This window comes from Escherichia sp. XD33, assembly GCF_019375075.1.
Lineage (GTDB): Bacteria > Pseudomonadota > Gammaproteobacteria > Enterobacterales > Enterobacteriaceae > Enterobacter > Enterobacter flexneri_A.
Genome location: NZ_JAENDM010000017.1, coordinates 49,157 through 61,229, shown reverse-complemented (window position 1 = coordinate 61,229; position 12,073 = coordinate 49,157). Strand labels below are relative to the sequence as shown.

General features: G+C 49.7%; 10 protein-coding genes and 2 tRNA genes. 10 read left to right on the top strand and 2 right to left on the bottom strand.

What is annotated here, in order from left to right; genetic code table 11:
- Window positions 1-27: 27 nt before the first annotated feature.
- Window positions 28-321: a ribosome assembly RNA-binding protein YhbY gene (yhbY, locus tag K0778_RS12250; protein ID WP_001054420.1), complete on the bottom strand. Its 294-nt coding sequence runs from the start codon at window positions 319-321 to the stop codon at window positions 28-30.
- 125 nt (window positions 322-446) lie between these two features.
- Between yhbY and rlmE the strand changes: the two genes are divergently transcribed.
- The 7 genes from rlmE (at window position 447) to K0778_RS12215 (ending at window position 8,123) form a co-directional block, all read left to right on the top strand.
- Complete coding sequence (rlmE, locus tag K0778_RS12245; RefSeq protein WP_000145975.1) at window positions 447-1,076, top strand: 23S rRNA (uridine(2552)-2'-O)-methyltransferase RlmE; 630 nt, start codon at window positions 447-449, stop codon at window positions 1,074-1,076.
- 99 nt (window positions 1,077-1,175) lie between these two features.
- Window positions 1,176-3,110 (top strand): ATP-dependent zinc metalloprotease FtsH, encoded by a 1,935-nt coding sequence (gene ftsH / locus K0778_RS12240; protein WP_001107467.1) that lies wholly within the window; start codon window positions 1,176-1,178, stop codon window positions 3,108-3,110.
- Window positions 3,111-3,199: 89 nt separating this feature from the next.
- The gene (gene folP, locus K0778_RS12235) at window positions 3,200-4,048 is read left to right on the top strand and encodes a dihydropteroate synthase (RefSeq protein ID WP_000764731.1); all 849 of its coding nucleotides are present in this window, start codon (window positions 3,200-3,202) and stop codon (window positions 4,046-4,048) included.
- Window positions 4,041-5,378, top strand: a complete 1,338-nt coding sequence (gene glmM / locus K0778_RS12230) for a phosphoglucosamine mutase (protein WP_000071134.1) — start codon at window positions 4,041-4,043, stop codon at window positions 5,376-5,378. The genes folP and glmM overlap by 8 nt, the downstream gene beginning before the upstream one ends.
- A gap of 227 nt (window positions 5,379-5,605) precedes the next feature.
- On the top strand, window positions 5,606-5,938 hold the full coding sequence (secG, locus tag K0778_RS12225; RefSeq protein WP_001295556.1) for a preprotein translocase subunit SecG: 333 nt from the start codon (window positions 5,606-5,608) through the stop codon (window positions 5,936-5,938).
- A 14-nt stretch (window positions 5,939-5,952) separates the two neighbouring features.
- A tRNA-Leu gene (locus K0778_RS12220) sits at window positions 5,953-6,039 on the top strand.
- A 458-nt stretch (window positions 6,040-6,497) separates the two neighbouring features.
- On the top strand, window positions 6,498-8,123 hold the full coding sequence (locus tag K0778_RS12215; RefSeq protein ID WP_001333576.1) for a phosphoethanolamine transferase: 1,626 nt from the start codon (window positions 6,498-6,500) through the stop codon (window positions 8,121-8,123).
- A gap of 7 nt (window positions 8,124-8,130) precedes the next feature.
- Here the strand turns inward: K0778_RS12215 and argG are convergent, their stop codons facing one another.
- Window positions 8,131-9,474 (bottom strand): argininosuccinate synthase, encoded by a 1,344-nt coding sequence (gene argG, locus K0778_RS12210; protein ID WP_000207680.1) that lies wholly within the window; start codon window positions 9,472-9,474, stop codon window positions 8,131-8,133.
- Window positions 9,475-9,821: 347 nt separating this feature from the next.
- Between argG and K0778_RS12205 the strand changes: the two genes are divergently transcribed.
- From K0778_RS12205 to nusA, 3 genes are all read left to right on the top strand, one after another.
- Window positions 9,822-9,898 (top strand) — tRNA-Met (locus K0778_RS12205).
- 206 nt (window positions 9,899-10,104) lie between these two features.
- Entirely contained in the window at window positions 10,105-10,557 is a 453-nt protein-coding gene (gene rimP / locus K0778_RS12200; RefSeq protein ID WP_001300397.1) for a ribosome maturation factor RimP, read from the top strand.
- Window positions 10,558-10,584: 27 nt separating this feature from the next.
- The gene (nusA, locus tag K0778_RS12195) at window positions 10,585-12,072 is read left to right on the top strand and encodes a transcription termination factor NusA (protein ID WP_001031057.1); all 1,488 of its coding nucleotides are present in this window, start codon (window positions 10,585-10,587) and stop codon (window positions 12,070-12,072) included.
- The last annotated feature ends 1 nt before the right edge of the window (window position 12,073 follow it).

Here is a 12,073-nt window from a genome sequence, read left to right as displayed (position 1 = left end):
GCAAATGTGTGTAACTTTAGGATAATCTTAGCGTGGCAGCGAGATTTTACGTTCTTTAGTTGGGCGATAAAGCACCAGCGTTTTACCGATGACCTGTACATTACAGGCGCCGGTTTCGCGCACGATAGCTTCCACGATCAAGGTTTTAGTTTCGCGATCTTCGGTGGCGATTTTCACCTTGATGAGTTCATGGTGCTCTAACGCTTGTTCAATCTCGGCCAGCACCCCTTCGGTCAAACCATTACTGCCAAGCAGAACAACTGGCTTGAGCGGATGTGCCAGACCTTTCAGGTGCTGTTTTTGTTTAGTACTCAGATTCATCGTATTTTTTGCTTACGTTGGGATTGAAAACGGGTCATTCTACCGCCATCTCCCATATATCACCAAATAGGCGCGTAAAAATTTACGCAATTGGTTACGATGAGTTATCCCCATGGGAAAGTTAAATGACAGGTAAGAAGCGTTCTGCCAGCTCCAGCCGCTGGCTTCAGGAACACTTTAGCGATAAATATGTTCAACAGGCACAGAAAAAGGGGTTACGTTCCCGTGCCTGGTTTAAACTTGATGAAATACAGCAAAGTGACAAACTCTTTAAACCGGGAATGACGGTTGTCGACCTTGGTGCTGCTCCGGGTGGTTGGTCACAATATGTGGTCACCCAAATTGGCGGCAAAGGCCGCATCATCGCTTGCGATCTTTTACCTATGGATCCTATCGTTGGTGTGGACTTTCTTCAGGGCGATTTTCGTGATGAACTGGTGATGAAAGCACTGCTGGAGCGCGTTGGCGACAGCAAAGTCCAGGTTGTCATGTCCGATATGGCACCAAACATGAGCGGAACACCGGCGGTGGATATCCCCCGTGCCATGTATCTGGTGGAACTGGCGCTAGAAATGTGTCGTGATGTATTAGCGCCAGGTGGCAGTTTTGTAGTGAAGGTGTTCCAGGGCGAAGGTTTCGATGAGTATCTAAGGGAAATTCGCTCCCTGTTTACGAAGGTCAAAGTTCGTAAGCCGGACTCTTCTCGTGCACGTTCGCGGGAAGTGTATATTGTAGCGACCGGGCGTAAACCCTAACCGGGAGATTTCAGACGAAAGTTTGAAAGATGCTGGATATAGAGTATCCTGACGCTGTTTTTAACACAGTTGTAATAAGAGGTTAATCCCTTGAGTGACATGGCGAAAAACCTAATACTCTGGCTGGTCATTGCCGTTGTGCTGATGTCAGTATTCCAGAGCTTTGGGCCCAGCGAGTCTAATGGCCGTAAGGTGGATTACTCTACCTTCCTACAAGAGGTCAATAACGACCAGGTTCGTGAAGCGCGTATCAACGGACGTGAAATCAACGTTACCAAGAAAGATAGTAACCGTTATACCACTTACATTCCGGTTCAGGATCCGAAATTACTGGATAACCTGTTGACCAAGAACGTCAAGGTTGTCGGTGAACCGCCTGAAGAACCAAGCCTGCTGGCTTCTATCTTCATCTCCTGGTTCCCGATGCTGTTGCTGATTGGTGTCTGGATCTTCTTCATGCGTCAAATGCAGGGCGGCGGTGGCAAAGGTGCCATGTCGTTTGGTAAGAGCAAAGCGCGCATGCTGACGGAAGATCAGATCAAAACGACCTTTGCTGACGTTGCGGGCTGCGACGAAGCAAAAGAAGAAGTTGCTGAACTGGTTGAGTATCTGCGCGAGCCGAGCCGCTTCCAGAAACTCGGCGGTAAGATCCCGAAAGGCGTCTTGATGGTCGGTCCTCCGGGTACCGGTAAAACGCTGCTGGCGAAAGCGATTGCAGGCGAAGCGAAAGTTCCGTTCTTTACTATCTCCGGTTCTGACTTCGTAGAAATGTTCGTCGGTGTGGGTGCATCCCGTGTTCGTGACATGTTCGAACAGGCGAAGAAAGCGGCACCGTGCATCATCTTTATCGATGAAATCGACGCCGTAGGCCGCCAGCGTGGCGCTGGTCTGGGCGGTGGTCACGATGAACGTGAACAGACTCTGAACCAGATGCTGGTTGAGATGGATGGCTTCGAAGGTAACGAAGGTATCATCGTTATCGCCGCGACTAACCGTCCGGACGTTCTCGACCCGGCCCTGCTGCGTCCTGGCCGTTTCGACCGTCAGGTTGTGGTCGGCTTGCCAGATGTTCGCGGTCGTGAGCAGATCCTGAAAGTTCACATGCGTCGCGTACCATTGGCACCCGATATCGACGCGGCAATCATTGCCCGTGGTACTCCTGGTTTCTCCGGTGCTGACCTGGCGAACCTGGTGAACGAAGCGGCACTGTTCGCTGCTCGTGGCAACAAACGCGTTGTGTCGATGGTTGAGTTCGAGAAAGCGAAAGACAAAATCATGATGGGTGCGGAACGTCGCTCCATGGTGATGACGGAAGCGCAGAAAGAATCGACGGCTTACCACGAAGCGGGTCATGCGATTATCGGTCGCCTGGTGCCGGAACACGATCCGGTGCACAAAGTGACGATTATCCCACGCGGTCGTGCGCTGGGTGTGACTTTCTTCTTGCCTGAGGGCGACGCAATCAGCGCCAGCCGTCAGAAACTGGAAAGCCAGATTTCTACGCTGTACGGTGGTCGTCTGGCAGAAGAGATCATCTACGGGCCGGAACATGTATCTACCGGTGCGTCCAACGATATTAAAGTTGCGACCAACCTGGCACGTAACATGGTGACTCAGTGGGGCTTCTCTGAGAAATTGGGTCCACTGCTGTACGCGGAAGAAGAAGGTGAAGTGTTCCTCGGCCGTAGCGTAGCGAAAGCGAAACATATGTCCGATGAAACTGCACGTATCATCGACCAGGAAGTGAAAGCACTGATTGAGCGTAACTATAATCGTGCGCGTCAGCTTCTGACCGACAATATGGATATTCTGCATGCGATGAAAGATGCTCTCATGAAATATGAGACTATCGACGCACCGCAGATTGATGACCTGATGGCACGTCGCGATGTACGTCCGCCAGCGGGCTGGGAAGAACCAGGCGCTTCTAACAATTCTGGCGACAATGGTAGTCCAAAGGCTCCTCGTCCGGTTGATGAACCGCGTACGCCGAACCCGGGTAACACCATGTCAGAGCAGTTAGGCGACAAGTAAGTTCCCGCATCAGATGACTGTATTTGTACCGAAAACCCCGGGGCGTGCTCCGGGGTTTTTTCTTATCAATTCATACCAGGGATAACATCATGAAACTCTTTGCCCAGGGTACTTCACTGGACCTTAGCCATCCTCACGTAATGGGGATCCTCAACGTCACGCCTGATTCCTTTTCGGATGGTGGCACGCATAACTCGCTGATAGATGCGGTGAAACATGCGAATCTGATGATCAACGCTGGCGCGACGATCATTGACGTTGGTGGCGAGTCCACGCGCCCAGGGGCGGCGGAAGTTAGCGTTGAAGAAGAGTTGCAACGTGTTATTCCTGTGGTTGAGGCAATTGCTCAACGCTTCGAAGTCTGGATCTCAGTCGATACATCCAAACCAGAAGTCATCCGTGAGTCAGCGAAAGTTGGCGCTCACATTATTAATGATATCCGCTCCCTTTCCGAACCTGGCGCTCTGGAGGCGGCTGCAGAAACCGGTTTACCGGTTTGTCTGATGCATATGCAGGGAAATCCAAAAACCATGCAGGAAGCTCCGAAGTATGACGATGTCTTTGCAGAAGTGAATCGCTACTTTATTGAGCAAATAGCACGTTGCGAGCAGGCGGGTATCGCAAAAGAGAAATTGTTGCTCGACCCCGGATTCGGTTTCGGTAAAAATCTCTCCCATAACTATTCATTACTGGCGCGCCTGGCTGAATTTCACCATTTCAACCTGCCGCTGTTGGTGGGTATGTCACGAAAATCGATGATTGGGCAGCTGCTGAACGTGGGGCCGTCCGAGCGCCTGAGCGGTAGTCTGGCCTGTGCGGTCATTGCCGCAATGCAAGGCGCGCACATCATTCGTGTTCATGACGTCAAAGAAACCGTAGAAGCGATGCGGGTGGTGGAAGCCACTCTGTCTGCAAAGGAAAACAAACGCTATGAGTAATCGTAAATATTTCGGTACCGATGGGATTCGTGGTCGTGTAGGGGATGCGCCGATCACACCTGATTTTGTGCTTAAGCTGGGTTGGGCCGCGGGTAAAGTGCTGGCGCGCCACGGCTCCCGTAAGATTATTATTGGTAAAGACACGCGTATTTCTGGCTATATGCTGGAGTCAGCACTGGAAGCGGGTCTGGCGGCAGCGGGCCTTTCCGCACTCTTCACTGGCCCGATGCCAACACCGGCCGTGGCTTATCTGACGCGTACCTTCCGCGCAGAGGCCGGAATTGTGATATCTGCATCGCATAACCCGTTCTACGATAATGGCATTAAATTCTTCTCTATCGACGGCACCAAACTGCCGGATGCGGTAGAAGAGGCCATCGAAGCGGAAATGGAAAAGGAGATCAGCTGCGTTGATTCGGCAGAACTGGGTAAAGCCAGCCGTATCGTTGATGCCGCGGGTCGCTATATCGAGTTTTGCAAAGCCACGTTCCCGAACGAACTTAGCCTCAGTGAACTGAAGATTGTGGTGGATTGTGCAAACGGTGCGACTTATCACATCGCGCCGAACGTGCTGCGCGAACTGGGGGCGAACGTTATCGCTATCGGTTGTGAGCCAAACGGTGTAAACATCAATGCCGAAGTGGGGGCTACCGACGTTCGCGCGCTCCAGGCTCGTGTGCTGGCTGAAAAAGCGGATCTCGGTATTGCCTTCGACGGCGATGGCGATCGCGTGATTATGGTTGACCATGAAGGCAATAAAGTCGATGGCGATCAGATCATGTATATCATCGCGCGTGAAGGTCTTCGTCAGGGCCAGCTGCGTGGTGGCGCTGTGGGTACATTGATGAGCAACATGGGGCTTGAACTGGCGCTGAAACAGTTAGGAATTCCATTTGCGCGCGCGAAAGTGGGTGACCGCTACGTACTGGAAAAAATGCAGGAGAAAGGCTGGCGTATCGGTGCAGAGAATTCCGGTCATGTGATCCTGCTGGATAAAACTACTACCGGTGACGGCATCGTTGCTGGCTTACAGGTGCTGGCGGCGATGGCACGTAACCATATGAGCCTGCACGACCTTTGCAGCGGCATGAAAATGTTCCCGCAGATTCTGGTTAACGTACGTTACACCGCAGGTAGCGGCGATCCACTTGAGCATGAGTCAGTTAAAGCCGTGACCGCAGAGGTTGAAGCTGCGCTGGGCAACCGTGGACGCGTGTTGCTGCGTAAATCCGGCACCGAACCGTTAATTCGCGTGATGGTGGAAGGCGAAGACGAAGCGCAGGTGACTGAATTTGCACACCGCATCGCCGATGCAGTAAAAGCCGTTTAAAGCGTTAGATAACTGGCTAAAAAGGCGGCGATTGTCGCCTTTTTTCTCAGCGAACACATCGGTTTTGCTGTTTTTTTCCGCAGTTGATACAATGCGATAAAATTGCCCTTGCGAAGGTCATTCGCTTTGGTTAGTATTCACACCCGCTTCAGTGGGAAAGATTAAAAACTCCCGCTTTATTGGTTGAAGCATTGGTACGCGGCAACTCCGCAAGGAACAGGTTGATTATGTATGAAGCTCTTTTAGTAGTTTTCCTTATTGTGGCAATTGGCCTTGTTGGTCTGATCATGCTGCAGCAAGGTAAAGGCGCTGATATGGGAGCCTCCTTCGGAGCAGGCGCTTCCGCTACGCTGTTTGGTTCAAGTGGTTCTGGTAACTTCATGACCCGCATGACGGCGCTGCTGGCAACGTTATTCTTCATCATCAGTCTGGTGCTGGGTAACATCAATAGCAACAAAACCAATAAAGGTAGCGAATGGGAAAATCTGAGTGCACCGGCGAAAACCGAACAAACTCAGCCAGCTGCTCCGGCTAAGCCGACCAGCGATATCCCGAACTAAAAAGTAGTATCCGTGCCGAGGTGGTGGAATTGGTAGACACGCTACCTTGAGGTGGTAGTGCCCAATAGGGCTTACGGGTTCAAGTCCCGTCCTCGGTACCAAATTCCAGAAAAGAGACGCTGAAAAGCGTCTTTTTTCGTTTTGGTCCTGGTCCGAGGAATGGTTGTCAGGTATCTGTATCTCGTCCAGTTGCTTTACTCGTAGCTGGTACCTTGAAACGATGGTGCCGGTACGCCTTAGTTATAAATTTTTCCCTTCTACTGACATAATTGGCACTTTATTGTGTCAACTCCAGTTCCGGTACGAATACGGATATGTTTACTTCTCGATAAACCATCCTGCTCCTGTCAGTATAACGACTGATGGCTACGTTCTGCGTAATGTTTAGAGACGCATTGATAATGTTATTTAATTACTGAGAACGCAATGGCCGCATCATTTAAAAAGAAAAAACTAACAGTGTTTCGTTCTGATATGGATCAGAGTTGAAAAACATGTCTGATATAAAATTAAACATTGTTGATAATTGTTTATATTGGTTGTGAACTTGGATTTCTGGATGACAGTATTCAACAAATTTGCTAGAACTTTTAAATCTCATTGGTTGTTGTATCTTTGTGTTATTGTTTTTGGTATTACGAACTTAGTCGCTTCTTCCGGAGCGCATATGGTTCAGCGCTTGCTGTTCTTCGTTCTGACCATCCTGGTTGTAAAACGTATATCATCCCTTCCGCTTCGCCTGCTTGTTGCCGCACCATTTGTGTTACTGACTGCGGCAGACATGAGTATTAGCCTCTATTCATGGTGTACCTTTGGTACAACTTTCAATGATGGATTTGCGATTAGTGTGCTCCAGAGTGATCCGGATGAAGTTGTCAAAATGCTGGGGATGTATATCCCTTATCTATGTGCCTTTGCTTTTTTATCCCTTCTTTTTTTGGCAGTAATAATAAAATATGATGTTTCCTTGCCGACAAAAAAAGTGACAGGAATATTATTGCTGATTGTCATTTCGGGCAGTTTATTTTCCGCTTGTCAATTTGCTTATAAAGATGCAAAAAATAAAAAAGCGTTCAGTCCATATATACTAGCGTCGCGATTTGCTACCTATACGCCGTTTTTCAATCTCAACTATTTTGCTTTAGCAGCGAAAGAGCATCAAAGATTACTCTCAATTGCAAACACGGTGCCGTATTTTCAATTATCAGTCAGGGATACAGGTATTGATACCTACGTGTTGATTGTGGGGGAGTCTGTACGTGTCGACAATATGTCTTTGTATGGATATACACGCTCTACGACACCGCAAGTTGAAGCACAAAGAAAACAGATCAAACTGTTTAATCAAGCAATAAGCGGCGCACCTTACACTGCGCTGTCGGTTCCCCTTTCTTTAACTGCTGATTCTGTTTTGAGTCATGACATTCATAATTACCCCGACAACATTATTAATATGGCTAATCAAGCAGGATTTCAGACTTTCTGGCTAAGCTCGCAATCCGCTTTTCGGCAGAATGGTACAGCAGTTACCAGTATCGCCATGCGCGCCATGGAAACAGTTTATGTCAGAGGATTTGATGAATTGTTGTTGCCGCATTTATCGCAAGCATTACAGCAAAATACGCAGCAAAAGAAACTGATTGTTCTTCATTTAAATGGAAGCCATGAACCGGCTTGTAGCGCCTATCCGCAATCCAGCGCCGTGTTTCAACCGCAGGACGATCAGGATGCCTGCTATGACAACTCCATTCATTACACAGATAGTTTGCTAGGTCAGGTTTTTGAATTATTAAAAGATCGCCGCGCCTCGGTCATGTATTTTGCCGACCACGGCCTGGAACGTGACCCTACGAAGAAGAACGTCTATTTTCATGGAGGCAGGGAGGCTAGCCAGCAGGCATATCATGTCCCGATGTTTATCTGGTATAGCCCCGTTCTTGGGGATGGCGTGGATCGCACAACGGAAAACAACATCTTTTCGACAGCTTACAATAATTACCTTATTAATGCGTGGATGGGGGTAACAAAGCCGGAACAGCCGCAAACGCTTGAGGAAGTGATTGCACACTATAAAGGAGACTCACGGGTTGTGGATGCAAACCATGATGTTTTCGATTATGTGATGCTCAGAAAGGAGTTTACAGAGGATAAGCAAGGTAACCCCACCCCTGAAGGGCAGGGTTGATGTCGAATTACTGGCCTTTGTTTTCCAGATTCTCCACCTGCGGCACGCCTGAAGCGGCAGAGGAGGAAAGCAGGCCAGTTTTGGCATAACCGAAAAGTTTCTCGCGGGTATCAGTGATATCCAGGTTACGCATGGTCAATTGACCAATACGATCATCTGGCGAGAACACCGAGTCGCCTTTTTCCATCGTCAGACGCTCTGGCTTGTAGGTCAGGTTCTCTGAGACGGTATTCAGGATTGAATAATCGTTCCCACGGCGCAGCTCCAGGGTAACTTCACCAGTGATCTGGCTGGCAACCCAGCGTTGCAGAGAGTCACGCAGCATCAGCGCCTGGGAGTCAAACCAACGCCCCTGGTACAGCAGACGGCCCAACTGACGACCATGCGCGTGATACTGCTCAATGGTGTCTTCGTTGTGAATACCGGTCAACAGGCGTTCATACGCAATGTGCAGCAGTGCCATCCCCGGAGCTTCGTAAATACCACGGCTTTTCGCTTCGATGATACGGTTTTCAATCTGGTCGCTCATGCCCAGGCCGTGACGACCGCCGATGCGGTTAGCTTCCAGCATCATTTCTACGTCGTCGCTAAAGGTTTTACCGTTCAGCGCCACCGGATGACCTTGTTCAAAGCGTACTGTGACTTCTTCTGCCGGGATCTTCACGCTCTCATCCCAGAATTTCACGCCCATAATCGGGTTGACGATTTTGACGCTGGAGTTGAGGTATTCCAGATCCTTCGCTTCATGCGTTGCACCAAGCATGTTGGAGTCTGTGGAGTAGGCTTTTTCGACAGACATTTTGTAGTCGAAACCGCAGGCAATCATAAATTCAGACATCTCATGACGGCCGCCCAGTTCATCAATAAAGTCAGTATCAAGCCACGGTTTGTAAATCTGCAGTTCAGCATTGGTCAGCAGACCATAACGATAGAAACGTTCGATATCGTTTCCTTTGTAGGTGCTACCGTCACCCCAGATATTCACGCCATCTTCTTTCATCGCAGCAACCAGCATGGTACCAGTCACGGCGCGGCCCAGCGGCGTCGTGTTGAAATAGGTCAGGCCGCCGGTGGTGTTATGAAATGCGCCACACTGAATAGCGGCAATACCTTCGGCCACCAGTTGTTTGCGGCAGTCGATCAGACGTGCGTTCTCCGCGCCGTATTCCATGGCACGACGAGGGATCGCATCATAATCCTCTTCGTCTGGCTGGCCCAGGTTTGCAGTATATGCATAAGGAACCGCTCCCTTTTGTCGCATCCACAGCAGTGCGGCACTGGTGTCCAGACCGCCAGAAAAAGCGATACCAATACGTTGACCTACCGGGAGATGCTTGAGAATCGTCGTCATAAAATAACACCCTGCTTAATTAACTGATGATGAGCCTGGATTTCCGCTCTCACTGAATTTTTATGCAAAATAAATGAGTTTTCATTTAATCATCTTTTATCGGAGACAGGAAGAGTTTAGTGTGTTTTTTGTAAAATAATGCGCTTAAGGGAGAGCAGGAGAAGGCAAAAGTATTCAACAAATGAAAGTGAACTGGATATTCATTCACATGATTAGCAATAAACGTTGACAAAATGTGGCGTGGATCACTATAATGCCTGCAGATTTCACGTCCCGTCTCGGTACACCAAATCCCAGCAGTATTTGCATTTTTTACCCAAAACGAGTAGAATTTGCCACGTTTCAGGCGCGGGGTGGAGCAGCCTGGTAGCTCGTCGGGCTCATAACCCGAAGGTCGTCGGTTCAAATCCGGCCCCCGCAACCACTTTCCCTTAGAGTTCTTTTTCAAATATACTGTGAAGACTTCGGCCTTCGTAGTGGGATTTGAAAAAATCCTTCTGGAAAGTGCTCCAGACCGCAGTTGCGGTTATAGGGTTCAGTTATATAAAGCCCCGATTTATCGGGGTTTTTTGTTATCTGACTACAGAATAACTGGGCTTTAGGCCCTTTTTTTATGTCTTGGGGGTGGGCTTGTCCACATTAGAGCAAAAATTAACAGAGATGATTACTGCGCCAGTTGAGGCCCTGGGTTTTGAACTGGTTGGCATCGAATTTATTCGCGGTCGCACATCCACACTGCGCATCTATATTGATAGTGAAGATGGCATCAATGTTGATGATTGTGCTGATGTGAGCCACCAGGTAAGTGCTGTGCTGGATGTTGAAGATCCCATCACCGTTGCTTATAACCTGGAAGTCTCCTCACCGGGTCTCGATCGCCCACTGTTCACGGCTGAACACTACGCCCGTTTTGTCGGAGAAGAGGTGACTCTGGTTCTCCGTATGGCGGTACAAAACCGTCGTAAATGGCAGGGCGTTATCAAAGCGGTAGACGGTGAAATGATCACAGTTACCGTCGAAGGTAAAGATGAAGTGTTCGCGCTGAGTAATATCCAGAAGGCGAACCTGGTTCCCCACTTTTAATAGTCTGGATGAGGTGAAAAGCCCGCGATGAACAAAGAAATTTTGGCTGTAGTTGAAGCCGTATCCAATGAAAAGGCGCTACCTCGCGAGAAGATTTTCGAAGCATTGGAAAGCGCGCTGGCGACAGCAACAAAGAAAAAATATGAACAAGAGATCGACGTCCGCGTACAGATCGATCGCAAAAGCGGTGATTTTGACACCTTCCGTCGCTGGTTAGTTGTTGATGAAGTCACCCAGCCGACCAAGGAAATCACCCTTGAAGCCGCACGTTATGAAGATGAAAGCCTGAACCTGGGCGATTACGTTGAAGATCAGATTGAGTCTGTTACCTTTGACCGTATCACTACCCAGACGGCAAAACAGGTTATCGTGCAGAAAGTGCGTGAAGCCGAACGTGCGATGGTGGTTGATCAGTTCCGTGAACACGAAGGTGAAATCATCACCGGCGTGGTGAAAAAAGTAAACCGCGACAACATCTCTCTGGATCTGGGCAACAACGCTGAAGCCGTGATCCTGCGTGAAGATATGCTGCCGCGTGAAAACTTCCGCCCTGGCGACCGCGTTCGTGGCGTGCTTTATTCCGTTCGCCCGGAAGCGCGTGGCGCGCAACTGTTCGTCACTCGTTCCAAGCCGGAAATGCTGATCGAACTGTTCCGTATTGAAGTGCCAGAAATCGGCGAAGAAGTGATTGAAATTAAAGCAGCGGCTCGCGATCCGGGTTCTCGTGCGAAAATCGCGGTGAAAACCAACGATAAACGTATCGATCCGGTAGGTGCTTGCGTAGGTATGCGTGGCGCGCGTGTTCAGGCGGTGTCTACTGAACTGGGTGGCGAGCGTATCGATATCGTCCTGTGGGATGATAACCCGGCGCAGTTCGTGATTAACGCAATGGCACCGGCAGACGTTGCTTCTATCGTGGTGGATGAAGATAAACACACCATGGATATCGCCGTTGAAGCCGGTAACCTGGCGCAGGCGATTGGCCGTAACGGTCAGAACGTGCGTCTGGCTTCGCAGCTGAGCGGTTGGGAACTCAACGTGATGACCGTTGACGACCTGCAGGCTAAGCATCAGGCGGAAGCGCACGCAGCGATCGACACCTTCACCAAATATCTCGACATCGACGAAGACTTCGCGACTGTTCTGGTAGAAGAAGGCTTCTCGACGCTGGAAGAACTGGCCTATGTGCCGATGAAAGAGCTGTTGGAAATCGAAGGCCTTGATGAGCCGACCGTTGAAGCACTGCGCGAGCGTGCTAAAAATGCACTGGCCACCATTGCACAGGCCCAGGAAGAAAGCCTCGGTGATAACAAACCGGCTGATGATCTGCTGAACCTTGAAGGGGTAGATCGTGATTTGGCATTCAAACTGGCCGCCCGTGGCGTTTGTACGCTGGAAGATCTCGCCGAACAGGGCATTGATGATCTGGCTGATATCGAAGGGTTGACCGACGAAAAAGCCGGAGCACTGATTATGGCTGCCCGTAATATTTGCTGGTTCGGTGACGAAGCGTAAT